Annotated in this window: 34 protein-coding genes; 15 read left to right on the top strand and 19 right to left on the bottom strand. The window is 41.5% G+C overall.

All coding sequences use genetic code 11. The features are described 5' to 3' along the window. Positions 1-2 precede the first annotated feature (2 nt). The 6 genes from L2764_RS06920 to L2764_RS06895 form a co-directional block, all read right to left on the bottom strand. Complete coding sequence (locus L2764_RS06920; RefSeq protein WP_248939496.1) at positions 3-251, bottom strand: helix-turn-helix domain-containing protein; 249 nt, start codon at positions 249-251, stop codon at positions 3-5. Then, entirely contained in the window at positions 241-1,425 is a 1,185-nt protein-coding gene (locus tag L2764_RS06915; protein WP_248939495.1) for a tyrosine-type recombinase/integrase, read from the bottom strand. Before L2764_RS06915 ends, L2764_RS06920 begins: the two co-directional genes overlap by 11 nt. After that, on the bottom strand, positions 1,422-2,120 hold the full coding sequence (locus tag L2764_RS06910) for an ATP-binding protein (RefSeq protein WP_248939494.1): 699 nt from the start codon (positions 2,118-2,120) through the stop codon (positions 1,422-1,424). Before L2764_RS06910 ends, L2764_RS06915 begins: the two co-directional genes overlap by 4 nt. 2 nt (positions 2,121-2,122) lie before the next feature. After that, positions 2,123-2,944 carry a hypothetical protein gene (locus tag L2764_RS06905; protein ID WP_248939493.1) on the bottom strand — a complete coding sequence of 274 codons (822 nt, stop codon included), beginning with the start codon at positions 2,942-2,944 and terminating at the stop codon, positions 2,123-2,125. A 128-nt stretch (positions 2,945-3,072) separates the two neighbouring features. Further along, on the bottom strand, positions 3,073-3,270 hold the full coding sequence (locus L2764_RS06900) for a hypothetical protein (protein WP_248939492.1): 198 nt from the start codon (positions 3,268-3,270) through the stop codon (positions 3,073-3,075). Continuing rightward, positions 3,267-3,512 carry a helix-turn-helix domain-containing protein gene (locus tag L2764_RS06895; RefSeq protein ID WP_248939491.1) on the bottom strand — a complete coding sequence of 82 codons (246 nt, stop codon included), beginning with the start codon at positions 3,510-3,512 and terminating at the stop codon, positions 3,267-3,269. Before L2764_RS06895 ends, L2764_RS06900 begins: the two co-directional genes overlap by 4 nt. 144 nt (positions 3,513-3,656) lie before the next feature. Between L2764_RS06895 and L2764_RS06890 the strand changes: the two genes are divergently transcribed. After that, positions 3,657-4,121: a hypothetical protein gene (locus tag L2764_RS06890; RefSeq protein ID WP_248939490.1), complete on the top strand. Its 465-nt coding sequence runs from the start codon at positions 3,657-3,659 to the stop codon at positions 4,119-4,121. Here L2764_RS06890 and L2764_RS06885 read toward each other — a convergent pair. Continuing rightward, the gene (locus L2764_RS06885) at positions 4,118-4,474 is read right to left on the bottom strand and encodes a hypothetical protein (protein WP_248939489.1); all 357 of its coding nucleotides are present in this window, start codon (positions 4,472-4,474) and stop codon (positions 4,118-4,120) included. The genes L2764_RS06890 and L2764_RS06885 overlap by 4 nt on opposite strands. Continuing rightward, a complete protein-coding gene (locus L2764_RS06880; protein ID WP_248939488.1) occupies positions 4,464-4,955 on the bottom strand; it encodes a hypothetical protein in 492 nt (163 codons plus the stop codon). The genes L2764_RS06885 and L2764_RS06880 overlap by 11 nt, the downstream gene beginning before the upstream one ends. A gap of 382 nt (positions 4,956-5,337) precedes the next feature. Here L2764_RS06880 and L2764_RS06875 point away from each other — a divergent pair, with 382 nt between their 5' ends. From L2764_RS06875 to L2764_RS06835, 10 genes are all read left to right on the top strand, one after another. After that, the gene (locus L2764_RS06875) at positions 5,338-5,697 is read left to right on the top strand and encodes a hypothetical protein (protein ID WP_248939487.1); all 360 of its coding nucleotides are present in this window, start codon (positions 5,338-5,340) and stop codon (positions 5,695-5,697) included. 26 nt (positions 5,698-5,723) lie between these two features. Further along, entirely contained in the window at positions 5,724-5,942 is a 219-nt protein-coding gene (locus L2764_RS06870; protein WP_248939486.1) for a hypothetical protein, read from the top strand. A gap of 40 nt (positions 5,943-5,982) precedes the next feature. Continuing rightward, positions 5,983-6,330, top strand: coding sequence for a hypothetical protein (locus L2764_RS06865; protein WP_248939485.1), 348 nt, complete (start codon positions 5,983-5,985; stop codon positions 6,328-6,330). Next, positions 6,327-6,686, top strand: a complete 360-nt coding sequence (locus L2764_RS06860) for a hypothetical protein (RefSeq protein ID WP_248939484.1) — start codon at positions 6,327-6,329, stop codon at positions 6,684-6,686. The genes L2764_RS06865 and L2764_RS06860 overlap by 4 nt, the downstream gene beginning before the upstream one ends. Next, the gene (locus L2764_RS06855; RefSeq protein ID WP_248939483.1) at positions 6,686-7,375 is read left to right on the top strand and encodes a hypothetical protein; all 690 of its coding nucleotides are present in this window, start codon (positions 6,686-6,688) and stop codon (positions 7,373-7,375) included. The genes L2764_RS06860 and L2764_RS06855 overlap by 1 nt, the downstream gene beginning before the upstream one ends. Positions 7,376-7,377: 2 nt before the next feature. Next, the gene (locus tag L2764_RS06850) at positions 7,378-7,650 is read left to right on the top strand and encodes a hypothetical protein (RefSeq protein ID WP_248939482.1); all 273 of its coding nucleotides are present in this window, start codon (positions 7,378-7,380) and stop codon (positions 7,648-7,650) included. Continuing rightward, a complete protein-coding gene (locus L2764_RS06845; RefSeq protein WP_248939481.1) occupies positions 7,651-7,791 on the top strand; it encodes a hypothetical protein in 141 nt (46 codons plus the stop codon). Then, positions 7,788-8,174: a YopX family protein gene (locus tag L2764_RS06840; RefSeq protein ID WP_248939480.1), complete on the top strand. Its 387-nt coding sequence runs from the start codon at positions 7,788-7,790 to the stop codon at positions 8,172-8,174. Before L2764_RS06845 ends, L2764_RS06840 begins: the two co-directional genes overlap by 4 nt. 381 nt (positions 8,175-8,555) lie before the next feature. Further along, on the top strand, positions 8,556-8,681 hold the full coding sequence (locus L2764_RS27700) for a hypothetical protein (RefSeq protein WP_283106936.1): 126 nt from the start codon (positions 8,556-8,558) through the stop codon (positions 8,679-8,681). Positions 8,682-8,697: 16 nt separating this feature from the next. Beyond that, positions 8,698-8,940, top strand: coding sequence for a helix-turn-helix transcriptional regulator (locus tag L2764_RS06835; RefSeq protein WP_248939479.1), 243 nt, complete (start codon positions 8,698-8,700; stop codon positions 8,938-8,940). A gap of 34 nt (positions 8,941-8,974) precedes the next feature. Here the strand turns inward: L2764_RS06835 and L2764_RS06830 are convergent, their stop codons facing one another. Continuing rightward, positions 8,975-10,147, bottom strand: coding sequence for a tyrosine-type recombinase/integrase (locus L2764_RS06830; protein ID WP_248939478.1), 1,173 nt, complete (start codon positions 10,145-10,147; stop codon positions 8,975-8,977). A 251-nt stretch (positions 10,148-10,398) separates the two neighbouring features. Between L2764_RS06830 and sbcB the strand changes: the two genes are divergently transcribed. Both sbcB and cdd read left to right on the top strand, forming a co-directional pair. Beyond that, on the top strand, positions 10,399-11,811 hold the full coding sequence (sbcB, locus tag L2764_RS06825) for an exodeoxyribonuclease I (RefSeq protein ID WP_248939524.1): 1,413 nt from the start codon (positions 10,399-10,401) through the stop codon (positions 11,809-11,811). Positions 11,812-11,901: 90 nt separating this feature from the next. Next, positions 11,902-12,792, top strand: a complete 891-nt coding sequence (cdd, locus tag L2764_RS06820) for a cytidine deaminase (protein WP_248939477.1) — start codon at positions 11,902-11,904, stop codon at positions 12,790-12,792. Positions 12,793-12,875: 83 nt separating this feature from the next. Here the strand turns inward: cdd and L2764_RS06815 are convergent, their stop codons facing one another. From L2764_RS06815 to yceD, 9 genes are all read right to left on the bottom strand, one after another. Then, entirely contained in the window at positions 12,876-13,355 is a 480-nt protein-coding gene (locus L2764_RS06815) for an acyl-CoA thioesterase (protein WP_248939476.1), read from the bottom strand. A gap of 248 nt (positions 13,356-13,603) precedes the next feature. Further along, positions 13,604-14,842, bottom strand: a complete 1,239-nt coding sequence (fabF, locus tag L2764_RS06810) for a beta-ketoacyl-ACP synthase II (RefSeq protein WP_248939475.1) — start codon at positions 14,840-14,842, stop codon at positions 13,604-13,606. A gap of 214 nt (positions 14,843-15,056) precedes the next feature. Beyond that, positions 15,057-15,290 (bottom strand): acyl carrier protein, encoded by a 234-nt coding sequence (gene acpP / locus L2764_RS06805; RefSeq protein ID WP_248939474.1) that lies wholly within the window; start codon positions 15,288-15,290, stop codon positions 15,057-15,059. Positions 15,291-15,453: 163 nt separating this feature from the next. Next, on the bottom strand, positions 15,454-16,200 hold the full coding sequence (fabG, locus tag L2764_RS06800) for a 3-oxoacyl-ACP reductase FabG (RefSeq protein ID WP_248939473.1): 747 nt from the start codon (positions 16,198-16,200) through the stop codon (positions 15,454-15,456). Next, complete coding sequence (fabD, locus tag L2764_RS06795) at positions 16,184-17,137, bottom strand: ACP S-malonyltransferase (RefSeq protein WP_248939472.1); 954 nt, start codon at positions 17,135-17,137, stop codon at positions 16,184-16,186. The genes fabG and fabD overlap by 17 nt, the downstream gene beginning before the upstream one ends. A gap of 32 nt (positions 17,138-17,169) precedes the next feature. Continuing rightward, positions 17,170-18,129 carry a beta-ketoacyl-ACP synthase III gene (locus tag L2764_RS06790; protein ID WP_248939471.1) on the bottom strand — a complete coding sequence of 320 codons (960 nt, stop codon included), beginning with the start codon at positions 18,127-18,129 and terminating at the stop codon, positions 17,170-17,172. Between the two features lie 10 nt (positions 18,130-18,139). Beyond that, the gene (plsX, locus tag L2764_RS06785) at positions 18,140-19,168 is read right to left on the bottom strand and encodes a phosphate acyltransferase PlsX (RefSeq protein ID WP_248939470.1); all 1,029 of its coding nucleotides are present in this window, start codon (positions 19,166-19,168) and stop codon (positions 18,140-18,142) included. A 15-nt stretch (positions 19,169-19,183) separates the two neighbouring features. Continuing rightward, positions 19,184-19,354: a 50S ribosomal protein L32 gene (gene rpmF, locus L2764_RS06780; RefSeq protein WP_220740365.1), complete on the bottom strand. Its 171-nt coding sequence runs from the start codon at positions 19,352-19,354 to the stop codon at positions 19,184-19,186. A gap of 17 nt (positions 19,355-19,371) precedes the next feature. Beyond that, positions 19,372-19,896: a 23S rRNA accumulation protein YceD gene (yceD, locus tag L2764_RS06775; RefSeq protein ID WP_248939469.1), complete on the bottom strand. Its 525-nt coding sequence runs from the start codon at positions 19,894-19,896 to the stop codon at positions 19,372-19,374. A gap of 398 nt (positions 19,897-20,294) precedes the next feature. Between yceD and L2764_RS06770 the strand changes: the two genes are divergently transcribed. After that, positions 20,295-20,876, top strand: a complete 582-nt coding sequence (locus L2764_RS06770) for a Maf family protein (protein ID WP_248939468.1) — start codon at positions 20,295-20,297, stop codon at positions 20,874-20,876. Positions 20,877-20,927: 51 nt separating this feature from the next. Here the strand turns inward: L2764_RS06770 and rluC are convergent, their stop codons facing one another. After that, complete coding sequence (gene rluC / locus L2764_RS06765) at positions 20,928-21,911, bottom strand: 23S rRNA pseudouridine(955/2504/2580) synthase RluC (protein WP_248939467.1); 984 nt, start codon at positions 21,909-21,911, stop codon at positions 20,928-20,930. Between the two features lie 600 nt (positions 21,912-22,511). Between rluC and rne the strand changes: the two genes are divergently transcribed. After that, positions 22,512-26,318: a ribonuclease E gene (rne, locus tag L2764_RS06760; RefSeq protein WP_248939466.1), complete on the top strand. Its 3,807-nt coding sequence runs from the start codon at positions 22,512-22,514 to the stop codon at positions 26,316-26,318. The last annotated feature ends 116 nt before the right edge of the window (positions 26,319-26,434 follow it).

Here is a 26,434-nt window from a genome sequence, read left to right as displayed (position 1 = left end):
TATTAATGTGCAATTTGAGCCATCCCCATCACCTCAATTAAGGGCAATCTAAAGACATCTTCACAAATCGCCATTAACGCGTCATAGCTCACTGGGCATTCGCCCTGCTCCCAGCGGCGATAGGTTTTATCACCAACACCGAAGCGTTCGGCCACCTCACTTTGTGTCATGCCTCGGATCCCGCGCCCAATTTTCAAAATCTCAAAGCCACGCACTTTTTTAACCATATTTTTATCAGCATCACTCATCATCTGCTCCGGCTTTTTTAGTCAAATAGCTGTGATAATCATTCAGCGCCCGCAACATGCCGGCATCCAGCGTACTCCTTACATAAGTGCGTAATAACAAAGGTAATGCATGATTAAGAATGCGCTCACCCACCATAGTATCAACGCCCATGTCAGCAATAATGGTCCGGCATAATTTGCGCAACGCATGGCTAGTAAAATACTTAAACCGAATTGACTCACTCCAATACTGTGCGGTACGAATTGAAATAACGTCACTACGGTCCCCGGCAAATAAATATGAGCGTTTACCGATATGTTTTAATTGCCAATGTTTGTATTGCTGTAGCAACCCTTTAGCCGCACCAGTTAACGGTAGTCGGTGAGCCTGCTTAGTCTTGGTATCTAACGCGGGAATAGTCCAGTAATCGCCCGCGAAATGCGACCACTTTGATTGTCGGGTTTCATCAATGCGCGAGCCGAACATGATCATCAACATAAATAGCATTTTTACTGGTGGCTCTGCTTTTTTAAGCGCGTTAAAAAGAACTTTTAGATCGGCAGCACTCAATTGTGCGTCGACTTCTGGCGGTAGCGTGAGACTCAATTGCACTCGGTAACTATCCAAGGGGTTTTTACTCAACAAACGCAAGTCACAAGCGGCACTTAAGGCGCGTTTTAATACATTAACCGTCAATTTAATGTAGTGCGGTGCATACTCATCGGCGAGCATGGTTTTAACTAACTCAGTATCAACTGTGATGAAATCCAGTTTTGACAGCAATACAGTCCCCACTCTTGGCGCTAAATGGCTTTTAATCATGCTCCGGCAATTGCGGCGCCAGCTATCGCTCAACGTATGATTATCTTGAATATGGCCTAAATACCAGCGGAGTAAATCCGAGACTCTGACCATCTCTGCCGAGCTAACCAGCTCACCCGCCGCCACCTTAGCCAGACGTTTGGGCAAATCATTCACCAGAGTCTTTAAACAAAGGTGCGGCCAATTACCCTGTTTTTTCCACGCGGCTTTACCTTGGTTAGGCAAAATCAAATGTACCGATGCCCTGCCGCGTTTGCTAATCGCTCTTAATCGCAATTCAGGGTACCGATGATCTCGAAACTCACGCGACGAACTATCAGCCAACCATCTTTTAATTTGACTGTCATTGAGTTTGCCATACTGCACACTGCTCATTGTTGTCCCGTTCTATAACTTTGCCAATCAAACATCAGCCATGGACCACCACCCTCCAGAACTCTTTCAATTACCCTCTTTCCAAGGGTTTCAACAAGGTTATTTGCATCTAAATTTGTTAAAATCCCCGTAGGTAAACATGCATTACTACGATCATTAACTATTGAGTTCAGTGTAAGTTGTTCATTAACGTTATTACGCTGGACTCCTACTTCATCGATAACCAATAAATCAAACCCACTTAAGCGAGCCATCAATCTTTCTTCCGTTTCCTTGCTATCTTTGCGATATGTATCTCGTAAACGCATCATAATCTCAGAAACGGTAACAACGACAGCTTGCTTACCGTTATCAATAAAATCATTAGCAATAGCGCTAGCAATATGATTCTTACCTGTCCCTGGTGTTCCTGAAAAAATAAAGCCGCTACACGAGGGTGATTCATTCTGTGTAGCTAACCACCCTTTTGCAGAATCAAGCATTTGCTCTTGGCTCTCATAACGAATTTGATAATTATCAAGAGAACAATTTTGATGTTTCTTTTGAATACCGCTTCGCCCTAATGCCCGTTTAGCTCTAGCTTCCTCACGATGTTGATCACATTGCCTAGCAAATTCACTCGCTTCCTGAGCTCTTAACGCAATTAACTGTTCATAGCTGTATGGTGCTGAATATTGTTTTTTAATTTGTTCCATGATTAGCCTCTGTAGAATTCACTGTCTGGCCCTGGTACAAACTGACTTCCCGACTTAGGACACTGGTTGATATTATGTAATTGATTGGGTAATTGAATAGGTGTGTGCCACATCTGGCCGCGAATGAACTTGGTGATCCCCAGTGCAAATTGGCCGTTAGCATTTGTCCCCCAGACGCTTGGATCAGACTGGGTCAGCCAGTGGATAGCCTGCTCTGCATCTTGGTCGGTGAGTTTTTCATCTTTCCATGCATTCCAAGCACTTGTGTCGGTACCGCCTTTGCGGTGTGCAGGATAAACGGCGAACAAGTCTTTAAATGCTTGAGGCTTGGTATTACGTTTCTTGCCTGACGCTTTGTCTGGTTTTGAATTTGAATCAAAATTTTCAGCGTTAGGCACAGTAATATTTAAGTGTTTCTTTTTTTTCTTTTGTTTATTTTCTAAAGATGTTTCTTTTATAGTTGCGGATTTACCGACATTCGGTTTACCCGTCGGACGGGTTTTCCGTCCTTCGGTGATAATTTGAGTAATTGCCGTGGGATACACTAACCAATCAGTATCAACAATATGGCCTTTTTCATCTCTAACAAGTTGTTTTTGAAGATAGTTAGCTAACTGTAATTCTTTTAATATGCGAGAAAGCTTATCTTTTCTGCAATTAGGTGACTGCGACTGTAACCATTCATTATTAAACTTCCAGTTGACAGGCAAGCTCAGCATAAAACCTAGTAAACCACGAGCTTCAAAGCTCAGTAGCTTATCCTGCGTGGTCAAATTGGGGATCACAGTAAACTCCTGTGACACATTCGCTTTATAAATCGCCATATTTCTCCTTAGCAAATCCTGTGCTTGATTAATTCAATAATCTCAGCTAGCATAAATTTGCCTTATCTAAGGTGTTTTACATTAAGCCTGCTTGTCGTCAAACTGCGCAGGCTTTCTTATTTCTGGTGTTAATTTTGTCTGCTCACCCTTTTCCTTTGCTCATAACCATCCCTACAATCGGCATCGCAGAACGGCTTAGCAATAGGTTCATGGCAGTTATGACAGCGGCCAATTTTCGGGAGTCTTGGGGTTTTGACGCGATTAGCCATGGCAACATTGATGTTTAATTGCTCTTGCGCAGCGGCGCGATCGGCACAATCACTCATGCACTAGACTCTTTGTCGGTTTCTAGAATTTCAGGGAAAACATCTGGCCTTAAATCATGTTTAGTGACGAAACCGTCACAGCACTCAATAATTGCTGCTACATCAACAGATTGTATTTTTCTACTCCCGTTAATGTATGAACGAATTGAAATTTCCGCTTTTGATAACGATAAAGCCAATTTACTCAATAGTATTTTTTTGTCATTAAGGGGCAGTGAATTGAAATAATCTTTTAGTGTCACCCTGTATACCTGATTTACAAAATGTATACAAACCTTAATGGCAATGTATACAATAGTCAAATGCTAATTTCAGAAATGTCAATATATTTGCCTTGATGTTATACAGGGTGTATTATTAATCGGTATCTAAACGAGGAAGTTAAATTGACAGCCATAACACAAAAACCTATTTGGGCCGTAAATGCTCAAGAAGTAATGAGCAAAAAAGGTATTCAGAAAAACCAATTGCTAGATGTTTTTGGGGTAACAACCACGGGTGCTGTCGTTCACTACTTTCAGGGTAGAAGAGAACCATCAGTCAGCGGAATACAAAGATTAGCTGATAAACTAGAAATGCAACTACCTGATTTGCTAGGTATTAGAAATGACTCTCATTCTGAATTAGCTAAAATGAACGGGCAAATGTTGACAGATGCATTGCAGATATTGATCAGAACGATAGATGCGACGGTTGAAGATATTGGCGTATTTTTTAATCTTTATCAAAAAATGGGCGCAGAAAACATTATAAGAGCTGCTAACATTTTAGCTGATGTTGGTGAATCAGAAAGCAATGTTACTGCTGTTATTAAAATTCAAGAGATATCAAGAAAAGCAATGAACTGTTAACCTTCGTTTTTTACCAAAGATAGATTATTATTTTTTATTGATGATGAGATTGCAAGGAGCCTTTGATCACATAATACGATTTGAATTATCTTTTTCTCTAAATCTGGATTTAATTCTGCCTTAGCCCTTGAGAAAGCAATCCCTTTTAATTCATCCAACAAATCAGCTTGAATGCCACAGGCTGTGTCTGATTTGATTTTTGAATTTGAACAAACTACAGCAGCGATTTTTTGTGTGGAAACATTTGATTTTACATTTCTTTTTGAACAAAAAAAATCATTGCTTACTTTTTTCAGCAGATGTAATACAAAAAAAATCATAATAATAAATAACACTAATGCACTATAAACCATAATTACTTTCCCTAACTTTATACCTATATTTCACTGAGATGCAAAAAAATATCAAAACAAAAATATTTATAGCTTTAACACCTTCAACATAAAGCCACTCTAAATAACCTGTATTAAAGTACATACGTTCTGAAAACCTAAATGCCTGAAGAAGTAGCAAACAAGAGAATATAATACATATAGTTAGGCTCTCTCTGGAATGTTCAATGTTTTTTGCTTTATGCATCCTTACAATTAAAAAAACCGAAAGAGTATCAATAGCTCCAAACGTAACATACCAAATAACCCTATCTAAAATAATATTTCCTGTAATCGCATAAATAACTGGTTCTAAGGTAAGCATTAATAAATTAGATAGCCCCCAAACAAGAAAACAAATAAAAAAAGAATCTATCTTTCCGAACTTTTTATACCAATACCCAAAACAGAAATAATACCCAATTAATAAAGCTATTCCCTTGAAATACAGGTTGCTATCCATATCATGCAATCCTTCATTTATTTATATAATTAACACGTAATTATGACGATTGCTTCAACAACGGAGGTTCATTTCCACTACCGTTCCCCAAAGGTGATGGAAAGGGGCTTATTCCCTCTTCACCTTTAACATTAATAATTATTGAAGTCTCAGTTGCATGTAACTTAGAAGCACAAACCACAACACTTAGTACAGCAAACCCATTCACTAGAATCTTAAACAATTTCATTTCTACCTCCTCATTTATATATACCAACCTAACGCGATATTGTATACATTTCAACATTAATTATACAAAGATTGAAATAAACTTGACCTTTATGTATATCAAGTATACATTTTGTATAACGCAAATAAAAGAAACCAAACAAAGGAGCCGAACATGATCTTAACAAAGTGTCCCCACACCGATAAAGAACGTATTGAGTTCTCCCTACTCGCTTTACTGCATTTCGCCTGTCTTATGTCTGTTGGCAACCCAATGGCCTGCCCTCGTGTTCAAAAGCGCTTAAATGAGCTGCAAGAGCGTCTTGATATCTTTAACCCAAGCCGCTTGTTCCGTGAAACATATTGTAAACAAGTCGGCAAATTAGGCGAACAGTTTAATTTGCAGCTAAAAAATAAACGTCTGTACGTTGGTCGCATAACAGCCGCATTAACAAGCACTTCCATAGAAACAACCAAAAAAACAGCGATTGACAATATTGTCCATTTGTCTAATCAAGTCAACAGTAATCGTTAACTTTCGCACAACAAATGGAGCTTGTTATGTCTACTCAAAACGCTACTTGTATCAGCATGTTACACCAAACGCATTCAAACGCCCCTGCTATCCACTATTGCAACTGCATGATAGCCAGTCTCAAGCAGACACAGCGTGACTATCCGAATGAGTCACATTGTTTCCAGCGCCTAATTCAACAGTGGCGGGCGATGCGCAGGGGTTTACGCAAACAAAAGTCACACATTGGTAGCGCTAAAGTCTAATAAACCTAAGTCTTATTAAAGCTGTTATTCAAAGGAGAGAATGATGTTTTTAGTCTTTGGTGTCACACGAGATGTCGCGAAAAAAACCGCGCTAAAAAAGTGCACGTTAGTTGAAGGATTTGGCAAAAACATGATCCAGCTCACACAAGAGCAGTATGAGAAAAAAGTCGATGACTTGACACAAAATCTCTATAAATCAATGAAACCTGTCAAGTTGAGTTACTCGCTATCATCACCTACTCGTGCCAAAGAGTTTTTAAAACTCGTTCAGCAGCAAGTTGAGTGCCGCGATTTAACCATTCGTTATCGCAAACCCACCGGAAAATTCAATCCAAAAACCAAAAAGCCAATGATGGCAATGACCGTATACAAAGGAGAAATACTTTGAGTACTAATACCCTAAATAATACCCAACTTGAATATGACGTTTTAGTCAATCAGGCGGCGCTGCATATTCAATATGCAACCTTACTCAATAATCAGCTAGCAACTGCCCAAGCTGCCGTTTTAAAGTCGCTCGAAACTGAAAACCCGCTTGATTGTTTCAACGCAATGAAAAACGCATTGTCAGTCCAAAGTTTGCTAGATGCTGTGTTTGACGCACATGAAAGCAATATCAGCGCAGAAAGCTTTTTAGCAAACAGCCTTCAAGCCGTTCCTTCCCATTTATGTTGCATCAACAGAATTAAATCAGAACTTACCAAAACTCAACTACCCAAGCTTAACGAACAAGGAGCAGCATAATGAAAGAACTACACGATATCGTCACCAATAAAATCGGTAACATGGTTGAAAATGGCACCATCGAACAACTAATCGAAAATAAGCTAGAAAGCTTACTCGCTGAAACAGTCAATGATGCGATGAAGAGTTATAGCTCGTTCGGTAAAGCATTAAAAGAATCGATTGAGAAATCAATTGGAACCAGCCTCAGTCAAGTGTCATTCCCTGAATATAATCATTTTGTCAGTCAATTAGTCGTCGAGAAATACAGTGAAGTTTTAAGTAAAGAAGCAGCAAATAACATTGATGTATTATTAAAAGACGAACTAAAACCCGTCCCAGATGTTATCGATGCACAAGCCCTATTAGATGAGACCAAAGAGTATTGGGAAGAATCAGCCCACTCTGAGGGTGAAGAAGAAATCGATATCAAATGGGATGAAAGTGATAGCGCGATCTATATGACGCTAAAGCATCCTGAATATGAATCAAACAACATAAAAATTAGCTTCTACAACCATGGTGAGGAAAGTGGCGTTTATCATATTGGTTATATTAATAAGGATGACAGACCTATCACTTCCGGCATTGGTCATGCAACCCATGCAATGGGATTAGCTGGCTACTTCTACAAGCTCTACTGCAAGCAAACCAAAATCCACGGCCTCAGCAATATTTATGATGAAGCAATCTACGTAGGGTTCGATTAATCATGAATATGCTCATCCAAGGCGGCGAAGATTGTCGTCGCCTTCAATATCTCTTGTTATTAACCGACATTGAGTCTGACGCCATCAAAAGCGCCTTGATTGATCATTACGCTCGTGGCTACGGTGTCGGCTCAGCAGCAGGTGCTAACGGTATCGATACCAGCAATTTACGCCGCTCGATGCGCTCACTAAATAAAGTGGCACGTATCGTTGAGCAAATAAAAGAAATCGATTGGGTCAACCACTCTGAACGACTTGTAAAAGAGGTCAGTTGAGTGACTGCCTACGCCGAAGAATTGATCGAGTATGTCATCGCCAACAGCGACAAAATAAATAGAGAACAGGCCATAGCATGGTTAGACGTTAATGCTTCAGCGTGTTGGCAAATGAAAAGCGCAGACAAGGAAGAGAAATGAAATTTAGAGTATGGGACTCAAAATTTAAAAAATACATCAATTCTAGCGATGTCAGGATAAACGCGTCCAACGGTGAATGTCATGGCGTCAGGTCAGGCGGAAACGTTCCTCATTGGCATCTTGAGCAATTCACTGGCCTGAAAGATAAAAACGGCGTCGATATTTGTGAGGGGGACATTGTTAAGTGGGGTCATGTAGAGGGGTTTATTGAAAGAATTCCCCGTATAGCGGTTGCTAAGCTGTTCCCCGCTCTGCATTTCGAGACAACCAATCTGGGAGAGCATAATCATGAATTTCATTATGGCAGCTTTTTATACGCTCGATGTATAGATAAAGCCATGGAAGTGATCGGCAATATTCATGAAAACAAGGAAGATGAATAATGAATAAATCAATCATGACTAGAAAGCTAAAGCCCAATGGCTACATCGCAGTTTGTCAGTGCGGAAAGACGGTAGGCGCTATAGATCTAAATCGAACAGACAGGCAGGACTCGAGCAGAATTCTAGGTAAATGGATTATGGATGGCTGCGAGCTTAAACCTAAGTTTGCTAGCACTTGGCAAACGGACGTTTCACCATGTATTTGTGGAGGTTAATCATGACTTCAGAACAACCTAAACCCATCGTAAAAACCCATGTCGCTTTCTGGGTTATTCCGTACATCTATTTATTCAAGTTGTTTTGCTTCATCAATGGCGTTCGCTATGAGCGCCGAATGATATCAAAAGTCATCGCGAAAGGAATTAGCTGGGAGAGAGTTCAATGAGTTTAATCATGAAAGGCAATGCCTCAAACACAAAGCAAGTGACTACATTAGGTATTCATTTACGTAAATTTCGAGTTGAAAACGAAATGACACTCGTAAAAGTTCGACACAGTATCAACTAAATTCAAGGATAAGATTATGACATTACCAAATAGTATAGCCCCCGTTACAAACGCGCCTTACTGCGTAATTTCCGAGCAGTTGTTATCGGCAACCCAAGCAATGAAAACCCTAGGTGTAAGCAGAGCCAAATTTTACGAAATAGTCAAAGAAGCTGATTTTATTCAAACCGTTAAGCCAATGGTGTTAGTCACCAACGGTAGAAAGCAGTATCGTTACACAGAAATAATCTCATTCATTGAAAAGAAACAGGCATCGTGATTATTCCCCGCCATTAATGGCGAGGCTTCAAACTTTATTGGAATACATGTGTCTTTAATTCATTCCAATAAAGTTGATACGCCGCTTTCTGTTCATCAATCCAGTCATGTTTGTTATAGATCGCCATGATGCCACCTAGCTCATGGCCTAACATTTTTTCGGTGACATGCGGCATCACCCGCTTCTCACTTAACCGAGTTGAAATAGTGCGTCTAAAATCATGGGGAACAAAATGCTCATACTTGAGCACCTCATTTAGTCGCTGCACATAGCGGTTAATTGAATGAGTCGTCAAGCATTTATCTCGTTGGGCCCCTTCAATTAAATACTGCCGTTCGACACCATAGATAAAATCTAACAACTCCAAAATATGGATACTATGATCGCTAAGTGGTCGCCTTATAGCCTTGCCAGTTTTAGATCTTTCCTTGGGCAATACCCAAACTGCATCATCCAATTTAAACTCTGCTCGTTTCGCTTCCCTTATCTCAGCGTTTCGAGCGCCAGTTAAGATCAGCAACTGCACACACGCCTTAGTCTTAGGCGTCGCCCGGCTGGACTCGATCTGACGCCACAGCCCTGCAACCTCGCTCCACTCCAATACTCGGTCACGCTGAGATTGTGTCGTACCAATCGCTTTAATAGGGATATCTAAACAGAATGAGTCCTTAATCTCGCCTCTTGATTTTGACCACCTGATCACAGTTTTCAAGCGCTTTAAAATACTACCAGCATTAGCGGCCGAGGTGTTGGTACGGACTGTATCGAGAAACTTCACCCACTCTGTATACCTATAACGTTCGACATCGATGTTGTAGTTCGGCATAATATATTTATTAATGAAGCTCTTATACAGAATGACGCTTTTGGATGACAGTTCCTTGATTGCATAGATATCCATAAAATCATTGCAGATATCACCTAATAATCTACCGCCGGATTGCTGCACCGCATAGCAACGAGGATCTAATCCATCTTGCAAAGCTTGCCTAAGCTCACCCGTCTTGATGCGAGCTAGGGATAACTTCATGTCTGGATAGCGGCCAATTTTAATTCGCTGTTGCTTACCATGCCAACGAAAGCGATAATTAAACGTGATCATGGCATTTTTAGTGATTCTGGCGGTCAGGCCATCTCTATCAGCGACTTCTCGCGGGCCGTTGTAAGGCGATTTTATATTTCTTAACTTGCTATCCGTGAGAGACATGGTAATTTCCTTTTATTCTGTACTTTAAAGTCCATTGCCTGCAAGGTGCGCCAATAGCTTATATAAGCTTTTAGTTCAACTTTGTTAAGATCACCGCAGGGGCACATTTTTAACATTCGTGATGCACATTACGATGCACAATTTAAGTTTAACACTACGAAATGGATACGAATAGGAATGAACATGAAAAATAGTAAAGTATATTTTAAATTAATAAGATACATTGAATTTACATGTGAAACAGAACAATGATGAACACTCAAAAACAAGCAACGTTTTTTTGGCACGACTATGAAACCTTTGGTGTCAATCCAGCCAAAGATCGCCCTTCACAATTTGCGGGGATCCGCACGGATATGGATTTGAATATTATTGGTGATCCCGTTAATTTTTATTGCCAACAAGCAAAAGATTACCTTCCGGCACCCGAAGCGATCCTCATTACGGGAATAACGCCTCAACTCGCTAACTTAAAAGGGATCCCAGAAACAGAATTTATGGGACGAATCCATCAATATTTTAGCCAACCACAAACCTGTGTTGTCGGATACAACTCATTGAGATTTGATGATGAAGTTACTCGTTATGGTTTTTATCGTAATTTTTTTGACCCTTATGCCAGAGAATGGCAAAACGGTAATTCACGTTGGGATCTCATTGATTTAGTCAGGGCTTGTTATACTTTCAGACCTGATGGGATCATTTGGCCTGAAAAAGAAGATGGTACTCCGAGCTTTAAACTTGAAGCACTCACACAAGCAAATAATTTGAGCCATGAAAAAGCCCATGATGCGATGTCGGATGTTCATGCGACCATTGCCATGGCCCAGTTAATTAAAAACGTGCAGCCTAAACTTTTTGATTATTACTTTGGCCTTAGACGCAAGCAAGAAGTCAACAAGCATATTGATGTCCTTGATATGAAGCCCCTTATTCATGTTAGTTCAAAATTCAGTTCTCTCAATGGCTGCGCTGCCATTATCGCCCCCGTCGCTTATCACTCAAGTAATAAGAATGCGGTAATATGCATCAATCTCAATATGGATATAAGTCCCCTCATCGAATTATCCGTTGAGGAAATTAAAACACGTATGTATACCAAACGTATCGATTTAGCAAAAGATGAATTACCTATTGGAATAAAACAACTTCATATTAATAAATGTCCCTTTATCGCCGCAGCCAAAACGCTAACCGATGATAATGCTGCTCGCTTACAAATCGATAAAGCGTTTGCAAGAGAGCAGTATAAACGACTAAAGCAACACCCTGAAATTAGAGAAAAATTGGTCGCCTTATTTGAACTCCCTTATGAAGATAAAATAACCGATCCCGATCTTCAACTGTATAGTGGGGGTTTTTTTAGTGCCGCCGATAAAGAAAAAATGGATATTATCAGACATACCAAACCGAGTAATTTAGCGGCGTTATCTTTGGCGTTTGACGACTCAAGACTCAACGAAATGTTATTTCGTTATCGTGGGCGTAATTATCCAGAAACACTTGACGATCATGAACAAGATAAATGGCGCACTTTTTGTCAAGATAGACTCAATGATCCAGCCTACATGCTTAATTTAGAAAACCTTATCGAAGAAACATCCGCTGATGAGGAAAAACAAAAACTGCTTTCAGCCCTGTGCCACTACCTCCAAGCACTATGAAAGTGACTTAATCTATGCTGAACCACTACACACATTTTATTTTTCTATGCTAAAATTGCGCGCCAATAAGAAAAATAGCAGGAGTGGTTCATGCAGGATAGATTTATTGAACCCATTAAAACATTATCCAATTCATTAGCTAATGCGTTAACACCCTTATTAGATGACCGTTTTTCAGGGTATATTAGTGCCTCACAACGACAAAAACTAATGACTGTCACTCAACTTGATGAAGCACCATTACTACTTCAATTACTTCCCATTGCCGCCGCTTTATCTAAACCCACTATTAGCCATTTCTATGTCGGCGCAATAGCGAAAGGGGCCAGCGGCGATATTTATATGGGTGCTAATATTGAACTTCAAGGAAAAGCCTTATTTCACTCCGTCCATGCAGAACAAAGTGCCATTAGTCATGCTTGGTTAAAAGGAGAAAAATACATTAGTGACATCATCGTCAATGCATCTCCCTGCGGCCATTGCCGACAATTTATGAATGAGTTAGTCAAAGGGCATGCAATAAACATTCATCTTCCCAAGCAAACACCCAAAACATTAACCCATTATTTACCTTATGCTTTCGGTCCAAGTGATTTAAACGTTCAGCATCCATTATTATCACCACAATATCATCCACATTCACTGGATTCAGATGATCCCATCATGCAAGTTGCACTAGAGCATGCCAGTAAAAGCTATGCACCTTATACCCAGAATCATGCGGCAGTCATATTAGAAACGGTCGATGGAAAACAATACAGTAGTCGATATGCCGAAAACGCGGCTTTTAATCCATCAATGCTTCCGATGCAAATGGCGTTATCAGCGATGGTACGCCATGATCAAGATTTTAGTGATATTACTCGTGCCATCTTGGTTGAATCTTCGAAAGGCAAAGTCTCACTCATAGGCGCCACAACAGATGCCCTCAATGCGGTGAGTAACGTTGAATTAGAACATAAGTTGGCGATCCCTGCCTAGAAAGGCTGTTCAACATAAACTAACAGGCTGTCATTATTGATGACAGCCTGTTAGTTTGATAATCCTCGACAATCTTAGGCTCCTCAAATCGTTGAGTGTGTCTCCATATGATGAGTCAGTTGTTTTCTTAATTCCATCAATTTTAATGCCGACTCCCTATTTCTTACCTCTTCTTTCGTCACCGGAATCCATTCAGGTACAGGAGTCGGTGAGCCTTCGTCATCGACTGCAACCATAATGACAATACAATTGGTTGTTAAATGTCGCTCCGAGCCTTTCGGATCGCCCGCCTTGACCTCAATAGCTAAGTGCATAGACGTTCGGCCTGTATAACTGACTTTAGCCCTCACTTCCACGATATTGCCAACATAAATAGGTTTTAAAAAACGGATCCCGCCAGCATAAGCCGTAATACAATATTTTCCACTCCAACCTGCAGCGCAAGCATAGCCTGCAAGATCAATCCATTTCATCACGGCGCCACCATGAACCTTACCGCCAAAATTAACATCTGCAGGTTCGGCTAAAAATCGCAGCGTTATCCCATTTTCTGTACCTGACATAATCACCCTCAAATCATATTATGAATGCACTCAAACTCAAGTCAGTTGAAACTGTAATACTCAACTGGTTTGGCTATAAGTGTATGCTAAAACACCGGTCTCCCCAAATGAGAAAGAAAGATTAGACTTCGACTCAATAGTCACTCGAATAGAGCAGCAAAATAAAAAGCGCTGCATGAGCGCTTTTTTTGTATTAATATTTTAACTATTAGCCATTATTAAATGGAGAGTACTAGTGGATCAATTCGTTAGACTTTTTTAAACAATAATGACCCATTAGTTCCACCAAAACCAAATGAGTTACATAATGCGTATTCAAACTGATAATCTCTCGCAGTATGCGCAACAAAGTCTAAATCACAACCTTCATCAGGATTATCCAAATTAATCGTAGGGGGGACGATTTGATCTTTCAAAGCCAAAATCGTCACAATCGCTTCTACAGCGCCAGCCGCACCTAATAGGTGTCCGGTCATTGACTTTGTTGAACTCACTAAAAGGTCATAAGCATGATCACCAAAAGCCGATTTGACTGCTGCGGCCTCGGCTCTGTCCCCTGCAGGAGTCGATGTCCCATGAGCATTAATATAACCAATTTGTTCGCGAGTAATTTTAGCATCATTAATTGCATTCACCATTGCAACTGCCGCGCCTTCACCATCACTGGGTGGCGAGGTCATGTGAAAAGCATCACCGCTCATACCAAAGCCAACCAGCTCACCGTAAATGGTTGCCCCTCTAGCCTTAGCATGTTCATACTCTTCCATCACCATAACACCTGCTCCATCACCAATCACAAAGCCATCTCTGTCTTTATCCCATGGACGACTGGCCGCTTGTGGATCATCATTGCGAGTCGATAACGCTTTTGCCGCGCCAAATCCACCGACGCCTAATGGACAAGTCACATCTTCAGCACCACCCGCAACCATAACATCAGCATCGCCATAAGCAATCGTTCGCGCTGCAAAACCAATATTATGCACACCCGTCGTACAAGCCGTTGTCACAGAAAAATTAGGCCCTGTCATGCCATATTTAATCGACAAATGCCCTGCTATCATATTGATAATAGTACTCGGTACAAAGAAGGGAGATATTTTCCGGGGGCCACCTTTTGTCAAGGCGGAATGATTTTTCTCAATGAGAGGCAGCCCTCCCATTCCGGCACCAATTGCCGTTCCGACACGGCGAGGGTCTAATGCGTCCATATCCAGACCCGCATCCATTACCGCTTGTATTCCTGCAGCCATGCCGTACTGAATAAATAGATCCATTTTACGCGCATCTTTACGAGATAAATATTGCTCAATATCAAAATCTTTCACTGAGCCACTAAAGCGAGTCGAATACTCACTCGCGTCAAATTTTGTGATCGGAGCAATACCACTTTTACCTGAAATCAATGCCTTCCAGGAAGAACCTACAGTATTGCCTACAGGGCTGACTAAGCCTAAGCCAGTTATGACTACACGACGTTTAGACACGCTGCCACCTTCATCATTTGATTGGAAAATAATAATAGTATATAGAATATAGAATATAGAATATAGAATACATACTATTTATCTATATTGCCTAGAATGGCGAAAGCATTAAGAAATGGAAATGAGTGAAATAATTGACTTGATGACTCATCACCATCATAGACAGAAACAAAAACAGGCGGCAATTATGCCGCCTGTTTTCTAAGAATTCTAATTACTGATTCTTAGAAACATAATCAACAGCTGCTTGAACAGTAGTGATCTTTTCAGCTTCTTCATCAGGGATCTCGGTATCAAACTCTTCTTCTAGTGCCATAACCAACTCAACAGTGTCTAGAGAATCTGCGCCTAAATCGTCAACGAAAGATGCTGCTGATTTAACTTCTTCTTCTTTAACGCCTAGTTGCTCAATGATGATTTTCTTTACACGTTCTTCGATGTTGCTCATTAGTTTTCTTTCCTATTCAAATTACGCTCGTGCGTAAGATTATGAGTATTTTATTGAAATTCGCTGACAATGCAAGCTTAACTTGTGTGGTCTAACCACAAATTTAGCTTAAAATGGATATAAAATACCACCAAAATTTTCAATAATTGTCTACTACTTGTTTTTATACCATGTACATGCCGCCATTTACATGAAGTGTTTCCCCTGTGATATAGGCTGCCGAATCCGACGCTAAAAAGAGAACAGCATCAGCAATTTCCTGTGGCTTTCCTAATCTTTCCATTGGCACTTGTGACATAATAGCTTGTTGTTGCGCTTCCGTCAGCCCATCTGTCATATCTGTCTGAATAAATCCAGGAGCAATAGCATTCACTGTTATGTGGCGAGATGCAACCTCTCTTGCAAGAGATTTTGTAAATCCAATTAATCCCGCTTTCGCTGCAGAATAATTCGTTTGCCCTGCATTGCCCATCGTACCTACAACTGAGCCAATATTAATGATACGGCCAGCGCGTTGTTTCATCATAGGACGCATGACAGCTTTAGACGTTCTAAACAACGAAGTCAAATTAGTATCAACAATATCTTGCCACTCATCCTCTTTCATTCTCATTAATAAATTATCACGAGTAATCCCCGCGTTATTAACAAGAATATTCACTTCACCCGCTTTTTCTTTGATACTAGCAAAAAGTTCAGTAACAGACTGGGCATCGGTCACATTTAGCACCAAACCATGGCCTTTATCGCCTAAATAATCTTGGATTGCCGCTGCGCCTCGTTCACTGGTCGCCGTACCTATAACAATCGCCCCTGCTGACACTAAAGTTTCAGCAACTGCTCGTCCAATACCACGACTGGCTCCCGTTACTAATGCAACTTTCCCCGTTAGATCAAAATGAATACTCATTAAAATTCCTTATTTCAGTCAATGCTGAGAATGATGCGACATCGTTAATCGCTTGTGCTGAAATTGAACGATCGATACGTTTTGTTAATCCGGTTAACACTTTCCCAGGTCCTATTTCAAACAAACGCTCAACACCATCGCTCGCCAATCGCTCCACCGTTTCAGTCCAACGAACAGGACAATATAACTGACGTACCAAGGCATTTTTTATGTCATCACTCGCCATTGGTGAAGTAACATCAACATTATTAATGACATTAATAATGGGCGTTTTAAACTCAACGGCGGCTAAGGCATTCGCTAATTTATCGGCAGCCGGTTTCATCAAAGCACAATGTGAAGGCACGCTGACTGCTAGGGGCATGGCTTTTTTCGCCCCTTTTTCTTTACATAAAACAGCCGCTCTATCGACAGCCGCTTTTTCACCTGCTATAACCACTTGTCCAGGGCTGTTAAAATTCACTGGACTCACAACGGCCCCGAGTGCCGCTTGCTCACAAGCTTCAGTAATACTGTCGTTATCTAAGCCAATAATGGCATACATAGCACCCGTTCCTGCAGGCACAGCTTCAAGCATCAATTGCCCTCTCAGTTGCACCAGCTGAACCGCTTCTTTAAAATCGATAACACCAGCACAGACTAATGCTGAATATTCACCTAAACTATGACCTGCTAACACCACAGGTAATGTCGTCACTTTTTCTTTATAAGCACGCCAAATTGCCACACTCGCGGTCAATAACGCAGGCTGAGTTTTGTCCGTTTCATTCAATGTTTCTGCTGGACCTTGATGAACAAGCGCCCAAAGATCGTAACCTAATACGTCACTCGCCTCATTAAAGGTTTGTTCAATAACCTTATATTCTGTCGCCAGCTCAGTCAACATACCCACAGATTGAGAGCCTTGACCAGGAAACACAAAAGCCGTCTTTTCCATTATATTTTCCTATATGAATGTCTGATCTTCGATTAAAAACGAATTAATGCGCTACCCCAAGCGAATCCACCGCCAAAGGCTTCAAGTAATAGCATATGACCACGTTGAATACGCCCATCACGCACCGCTTCATCCAATGCTATAGGCACTGAAGCGGCTGATGTATTACCGTGTTTGGCTAACGTTAACACCACTTTATCAAGACTCATATCTAATTTTTTAGCGGTCGCTTTGATAATGCGAAAATTAGCTTGATGGGGTACCAGCCAATCGATATCAGATTTCTGAATATTATTTTGTTTTAATGTCTCAGTCACGACATGAGACAATTTAGTGACCGCAACTTTAAAGACATCATTACCCTTCATTTGCATGTAGTCACTGACATTACTCGCCGCTCCCCCTCGAGTCGGTATGGCCGATTTAAGTAAATCACCTTGACGTCCATCGGCGTATATACTGGTCGATAAAATACCTGGGGTTTCTGAGGCGCTGACAACAACAGCACCGGCACCATCACCAAATAAAATAATGGTCGCGCGATCGTCTGGATCGCATAAACGGGATAAGACATCAGCGCCAACCACTAATACTTTCTTGGCTGCACCAGACTTGACATATTGATCGGCAACAGATAATGCATAAACAAAGCCCGAACACGCCGCAGCAATATCAAAAGCTGGGATAGTATGCAGGCCTAATTTTGCCTGTATTTCACAAGCGGCTGCAGGAAAAGCATTGGTGGCACTGGTCGTGCCACAGACGATCATATCCAGCTCTGATGCCTCTATGCCCGCCATCTCAATCGCTTTTAATGCGGCTTGATAACCCATAGTAGAAACAGATTCATCGACCGAAGCAATTCTTCTTTCAGAAATGCCAGTACGCTCGACAATCCACTGATCTGAAGTTTCAACCATATTTTCAAGATCTTGATTGCTGCGTACCTGTACGGGTAAATAACTACCGGTACCGAGAATTTTTGTATGCATAAGGATTTTTTCAGCTTTTAGTGTCTAAAAGGATCGACTCGAGACGTTGTTCAATCATCTGAGGGAGCCGGCGTTGTGCTTCTGTCACCGCTAAATTGATTGATCTAAGATAAGCTGCTTCATCGGCACTTCCATGACTTTTTATTACAATTGCGCGCAATCCTAACAGAGTTGCCCCATTATAGTGGTCGGGGTTCATTTGATTTAACACCGAACGAATGCGTGGAGCGATAAATTTGGCGAGTAATCGAACAAAAAATCCTTGGGTTAATCCTTTCTTAAGTTGCTGAACCAGTAAACGGGCAATCCCTTCTGAAGTTTTAAGGGTAATATTACCCACAAAACCATCACAAACAATCACATCGACTTCACCAGAATATAAATCATTACCTTCAATAAACCCCACATAATTCACATGAGGAGTCTTCTGAAGCAGCTGAGCGGCCGCTTGTACCTGCTCATTTCCCTTTAATTCTTCAATGCCAACATTCAATAATGCCACTTTCGGTGACGGCGTATGATCAACCGTTTCACTCAGCACGGACCCCATTACCGCAAATTGAAATAATCCTTGAGCATCACAAACAACATTGGCCCCTAAATCCAATAAATAAACTGGCGTGTTATTCACCGCAGGTAAACAACTCACTAACGCAGGCCGATGGACCCCAGGAAGCGTTTTAAGTAGCACTTTAGACATCGCCATTAATGCACCTGTATTACCCGCGCTCAAACACGCCTCTGCCTCGCCATCACGCACAGCTTCTAACGCTAAGCGCATTGAACTTTGTTTACGGTGCCTTAAAGCAAAAACAGGTTGATCTGACATCGCGACCGTTTCTGTCGTATGGCGGACAGAAATACGATTTAAAATGGATTGGGGTTGATTCTTGAGCAGAGGGGCTATTAGGGCTTCATCACCCGCGAGGATGACGTTAAGGAGAGAATGAAGACGAAGTGCCTGCAAAGTTGCAGGCACTGTAATGCGGGGTCCACAATCGCCCCCCATTATATCTAACGCAAGCGTCAGACTCGTCATATGAGCATCAACAAATTACTTATTGATAACCTTTTGACCACGGTAAAAACCATCTGCTGTCACATTGTGACGAAGATGGAGTTCACCACTGGTCGCATCTACTGATAATTGAGCGGTGCTCAAAGAATCATGTGAACGACGCATTCCACGTTTTGAACGCGACTTTTTGTTCTTTTGTACTGCCATTAGCCCTGTCTCCTAGATTACTTGCTCTTCAGTTTTTCTAACACTGCAAACGGATTTGGACGCTCCTCTTGAGCGGGTTCTATCTCGCCTACCACTATGTCTTGACCACCAAGATGACAATTTTCATTATCATGTAATGCGATCAAAGGCATAGATACTATCAATTCATCTTCTATCAATTGATGCAGACGAACTTCGCCAATTTCATTACACTCAATCGGCTCATACGCATCCGGGAGCTCATCGATTTCAGCTTCTGTCTTACAAAGACCAAAACTGAATTCGACCGTAACCTCAGTGGTAAAAAGTGTCATACAACGCTGACAATGCAGAGTGAGCTCCGTCACAGCCTTCCCTTTCAGGTAGACTATCCCCTGTATATCTACGTCACATTTAATCGACACTGCCACATCGGAACAGTCGCCGGCACATAATTCATTTAATCGCTTTAACTGCTTACCTGGAACCAGACCTTCATAAGAAAGCTGACTCGCTGAAGCGCGAACGGGATCAATTGAAACCGGTATCTTTACTGTTTGCATAAGGCGCGCATATTATAGTTTGAAATCCATAGAGTCAAAAGAAAAATAACATTCAGCCATAAATGGGCCTACTTTACTCTCTTCCATACTCAAAAATTTAAAATTGACTGTTCTTAAATTTTACCCAAGACGCTCGCTTTACTCAAGCTATTACGCTTAAAATAACTGCGGTCAGAACCATTTTAGCTAAATTAAGCTCAATTTTCACCTGCATCGTATTTTTCAATACTGATTTATGTCACATTCAGTAACCATTCATGTCAATATTAGGCTTAAAAAGGAATATCGCCACAATGATAAAAGCCCACCTCTGATATTCCCTCACAGAATAGCTTGCAGCTCCGCTCCAAATTTAGCGACAATAACCCTATCATTCTTTTCATTCAATGAGTCTCATTATGCCTACGCCTTTAATTTTAGCATCTACTTCACAGTATCGACAATCCTTATTGCATAAACTCAATGTCCCTTTTATTACCCATGATCCTAGTATCGATGAAAGTCCTTTACCCAGCGAGACACCTCCTCAACTCGTCAAACGATTAGCCGAACAAAAAGCCCAAAGCGCGACAACCCAGTATCAGCATGGAATAGTCATCGGCTCAGATCAAGTTGCTGTCATCAACGGTAATATTATAGGTAAGCCCCTTACTTTCGACAATGCCATTTATCAATTATCTCAGGCTTCCGGACAAGCCATTACCTTTTACACTGGACTTGCCGTTTATGACATAGCAAAACAGTCCATGGACTCAATAGTTGAACCCTTTACTGTTCATTTTCGCCGATTAACAGAGAGTCAAATTCGACACTACGTCAATGAAGAACAACCCTTTGACTGTGCAGGTAGTTTTAAGAGTGAAGGGTTAGGTATTGCGCTATTTGAACGATTAGAAGGTAAAGATCCCAATACACTCGTGGGTTTGCCTCTTATTAGTCTCATCGATTTACTGGCTAAACATAACGTTCATTGCCTATAACAGATCATGTTAAATGCCGATAACATTATCGGCATAATGTGATAAGTGAGATTAAATTTTCTTTAAATGAGTCAATGTGGTTTCTAATACGACATCAAGTGGCGCTTTTACTTGCATCACTTCTTCCGTATCCGGATGAATAAATTTAAGTTGAGCGGCATGAAGAAAAAGCCGGTTTAATCCTTGCCCCCGCATTAGATCATCAAATTTTTGTTCACTGTATTTATCATCACACGCTATCGGGTGGCCTGCATATTGGCAATGAACACGAATTTGGTGCGTTCTTCCCGTCACGGGACTGGCTTGAACTAAAGTACTATCACTGTATCTTTGTAAAATTTTAAATCGAGTTTCCGACTCCTTGCCTTCTTTGTTCACCCTCACAATGCGTTCACCTGATTTCAAGGTTAACTTTAATAGAGGGGCTTTAACCACTTTATCATGAGCTTGCCAAGCACCACGTACCAAAGCCAAATAATCTTTCTGCATTTTTTTAAAGCGTAATTGATCATGTAAATGCTTTAGCGCACTCCGCTTCTTAGCAATCAATAACACCCCAGAGGTGTCTTTATCGAGTCGGTGAACCAGTTCTAGAAACTTTTGTTGCGAACGTAACGATCGCATCGCTTCAATAACACCAAAATCCACCCCACTTCCACCATGAACAGCAATCCCAGCAGGTTTATTCAATACAATGATAAATTTGTCTTCGTACACAATACGCGCTTCTAACTGGGAGACTTTTGTGAGTTTTACACTTGGAGCTGGTCGCGCATCGGTATTGGATACTCGAACCGGTGGCACCCTGACAATATCCCCTTCTTGCAATTTATACTCAGGCTTAATACGCTTTTTATTCACACGGACTTCTCCTTTGCGCACGATTCGATAAATCATACTTCTAGGCACGCCTTTCAAATGCGTCAACAAAAAATTGTCAATTCGTTGTCCGACGTTATCTTCGTCAATGGTAATAAACTTTACTGCTACTTTCGGTGCTGAATTGGGTTCTGAATTGGGTTCTGAATTAGTCATGGTACGCCATCGTGTCTATCTATGTGGCATATTGTACAACATGCACAAAAGAATTGTGTCTTTCCATTTGATGAATTTCTCGAATATTGCTATATTTACCCCACAAATACAGAAGAAAGTTTTAGATAAACTTATCCTTCCTCCTGTATTTCTAATCTAGGTAAAGAGCCTAAAATTATTTTTATACTCGTAGCAAACCGTTGATTTGCAAGTCGTTGTATCAATATAAAGCCATATTAATTAGCTTTCACGACTAAACGGGATGAAAATCCACTTCTACAGTGGTTATTCTTTCATTCTAGATCCAAATTCGAACATTTATCTTAAACTTGTTATTAAGCGCAAGTACTTCAATTTGGCATTACCGGACAGATATTAAAGAATTTATGGGGTTGGTTGACGTTTTACAACGAATTCCTTGTTTTTGTAACCATTGAAAATGAGCCATAAATAGGATGCGACACGCAGAGAATGCGTCTAACAGTGATGCGCACCTTAGCCTAGCACCTTGCCGTGAGGCATAAATTGAATAAACTAGGCCCGTAATGCAAAGAATGTACTCGCGTTTCATGACCCTGAATATAGAAGAATTACGTTATCATGAAACGGATGTTAATTAATGCAACTCAATCAGAAGAGTTGCGCGTCGCCCTCGTTGATGGGCAACAACTCTATGATCTCGATATTGAAAGCCCTGGCCATGAACAAAAAAAGGCCAATATTTATAAAGGAACAATCACACGAGTCGAACCGTCATTAGAAGCCGCTTTTGTTGACTATGGTGCAGATCGCCATGGTTTTCTGCCTCTAAAAGAAATCGCTCGTGAGTACTTTCCCAAAGGTTATTCATTTCAAGGCCGTCCCAATATTAAAGAAGTGGTCAGAGAAGGCCAAGAAGTCATCATTCAAATTGACAAAGAAGAGCGGGGCAACAAAGGCGCAGCACTCACGACTTTTATTAGCTTAGCGGGTTCTTATTTGGTGTTAATGCCAAATAATCCGAGAGCGGGCGGCATTTCTCGCCGAATAGAAGGCGATGAGCGAACGGAATTAAAAGCCGCGCTTGCTGAGCTTGATGTTCCACAAGGTATGGGACTCATTGTTCGAACGGCGGGTGTGGGTAAAGAAGCATCTGAATTGAAATGGGATTTAAAAGTCCTACTCGACTTTTGGGGAGCCATTAAAGAAGAAGCCGATAATGCAAAAGCACCAGTATTAATTCATCAAGAAAGTAATGTTATTGTTCGTGCTATACGCGATTATTTACGTCGTGACGTAGGAGAAATCCTTATCGATCATCCTCGTATCTTCGAACAAGCAAAAGAACATGTTGCTCTTGTGCGCCCAGACTTTGTCGAACGTATTAAGCGTTATGACGCTGAAGTGCCTTTATTTACACACTTTCAAATTGAAACGCAGATAGAATCCGCCTTTCAACGTGAAGTGAGATTACCTTCTGGCGGCTCAATTGTTATCGATCCAACGGAGGCATTAACCTCCATTGATATTAACTCCGCTCGCGCCACTAAAGGTGGTGATATTGAAGAAACCGCTCTCAACACTAACCTAGAAGCTGCCGATGAAGTCGCACGTCAACTGCGTTTGCGTGATTTAGGTGGATTGGTTGTTATCGATTTTATTGATATGACCCCCGTCCGTCATCAACGTGAAGTTGAAAAGCGAATGCAAGATGCGGTACATCACGACAGAGCAAGAGTCCAATTGGGTCGTATTTCTCGCTTTGGACTCATGGAAATGTCTCGTCAGCGTCTTCGCCCTTCTTTAGAGGAGTCTGCTGCCCATTTATGTCCCCGTTGTCATGGACAAGGGACGATACGCGGTACCGAGTCTCTGGCTTTATCTATTTTACGCTTAATGGAAGAGGAAGCCATCAAAGAAAACACCTCGCAAATTGAAGCTGTTGTTCCTGTCGATGTGGCCGCGTTCTTATTAAATGAAAAAAGAAAAGCCATTAGAATCACAGAAGAGCGTCATAATGTTGAAGTCTATGTGATCCCCGATCCAAACATGACAACACCCGATTATCGAGTGTCACGTCATCGTAAAGATGATCAGATCAGTGAGTCTAGCTACAAGCTACTTGAGCAACCAGAAGCCACGCTTTACGAGCCGCGTAAACTTGAACGTACGAACCTTCAAGAGCCCGCCTTAAAAGGTTTTGCTTCACAAAGTAAAACCACGATAACCACTAAACCCACAGTAAAAACGACGCAAAAAACCAATCAACCCGGTTTAATCGCGCGTATGTTAACAGCCTTAAGTGGATTATTTAGTAGCGAGACGCCTGAAAAAAACAAGACTGAGAGTCACACAAGTCGTCAAGGACAGAATAAGACTCAGCGCAGTAATCAAAACAAAAACAATCGTCGTAATGACAACCGTCGTAATGACAATAAAGACAAATCGACAAATCGTTACAGTGAAAACCGCAATAACAAAGAAAAGAGCGAACTCAATAAACCCGTTCGAACGAATACTAATACGACAACTAAGCCTGCTAAGACTCCTACTGAAGCTAGCACCACAGCGCAAGAGACAAGTGCACCGCAACCGAAGCAAGAAGTCGCTAGAGAACGCCGTCAACGTCGTAATATGCGTCGAAAAGTACGTGTGAGTAATGAAGAACAAGACGAACACACTGAAAGTGTAAAAGTGGATCCTCAAGTGACTACGCTTGCCGTCACCACTCAGGAAGATAAAAATACTAAGCCTAAACGCCAAACTCGTAAAGCAAAACCTAAAGCGCCATTAAATCAAACCACTGAAAATCAGCTACCCATATCTGATCTCTTGACAGAAAAATCAGAGGTTAAAACAAATAAACAAGATAACAATCAAGAGACGACACAGAACAAACGTCAATCGACCACTGTATCAGAGAAAGCAACGGCTTCTAAGCCCCTTACTGAAGCAGCTGAAGTCATATCGACGCCGATAACTTCCGATGCTGACGTAGAGAATGTGCTTTCAACTGAATCTGCTGAAACCGATCAAGTGATCAAAGACGCTAAAGAAGGCCAACGTCGAAGCCGCCGTAGTCCTCGACACTTAAGAGCCGCTGGCCAACGCCGTCGTCGCGATGAGAGTCCAACTCAAACCAATGAGTCAACACATCAGTCTCATGATGAAGCCCCTGTCACTCACTTCATTGAGTCTAATCCTGCTCAAAGCCATCAGGTTGCCACGGGTATCGCAAGTTCAGGTGCTTTCTCTCCACAACAAGTGCATTACCAAGCCCAAAACGCAAGCCAAAGCTTATCGGATGATGTCACCACTCACGTCGAGAAAACACCACACACCGATAGTCATACTGCTACCGCTCCAGTCCCAAAAGTTACTACTGCCGATACTGCTATCATAGCGGCGGCAACAGCAAACACGGGTAGTAAAGAAGAGCAGCAAGGATATGATGAAACAGCACTTGCCTCATCTCAAACAACCAAGGTTAGATCAAGTACAGTGCTTAACAAACAAGAAAGCACTGAGATCACAGCAGCCAAGAGTCAAAAACAGAACAGAAGAGTCAGTACTGCGAGTACAGCAGTTGCAACCTCTCCTTCGGCTCTCACGCCAACTCAGACTAACAAGCCGCTGCCTATTCTGACTGAGAATACCCCAACGGTCAGTGAGAAAAAAATCAAAGAAGTCACACCCGCTATCAAGCAGAGTAGTCATTCAGTCGCGGCTTCTCCGAGCCGAACGATGTCAAGTTCTGCTGTAGTTAGCCCTGCTAAACAAGCAAAAAAGGAAGAAACATTCACGCCCATTACTGAGCCTAAAGCTGAAAAAGTGACAGAAACAGAGGTTACAGAACCCAAGCTTCAATCTAGCGCTGTTATCACTAAAGAGAAAAGTGAGCCATTGGCACCCACAACGGTGAGTCCGGTTATAGACGATACGACTTCGATTTCAGAAGACAATAAGACTGAAGCAGAAACCCCCCCAGTAATAAGCACGACAATTGAACACTCCGTTGTACATGAGCCAGCCTCAGAGAATACTGTGACTGATCGTCCGGAAACAGTGGTAAAGAAAACGGCTTCAGTCGAAACAGTACAATCCACTCGTACTGCACAGGCCCCCACGACACAGCCTGTAACAGCTGAAGTGAGTCTCAGTGATAGTGTTATCATGGCTGAGAGCAAAGTCATTATTAATGCTGAGCATACCGATAATCAGGCGCAGCTCAAACCTAAGTCTACACCTGCGGTGAATAGTAGTCGTTTTGGCACGATGATCTCATCTGATACCACAAAACCTGTGGTTAAAAACAGAGAACATGTTACCACCCCTGAAGGTAAGCAATATGCCACATCAGAGTCCAATACGGTCGCCCCACTAGCTAAAACGGCTAACAGTGTGACTGCTGATATTGCCAAAACCTAATCTATCGATGCAGTAAAGTAAAAGCCATGCGACTTCGCATGGCTTTTTCATATCCTTATTGCTGATTATTTGTTAGTATTCGCGCCCAAAATCATTCACTCAACAATTTTACAACA

Origin of the sequence: Shewanella surugensis, assembly GCF_023284005.1 — a bacterium.
In the GTDB taxonomy this organism is placed as follows: Bacteria; Pseudomonadota; Gammaproteobacteria; order Enterobacterales; family Shewanellaceae; genus Shewanella; species Shewanella surugensis.
This window is presented reverse-complemented; position numbering and strand designations above follow the sequence as displayed.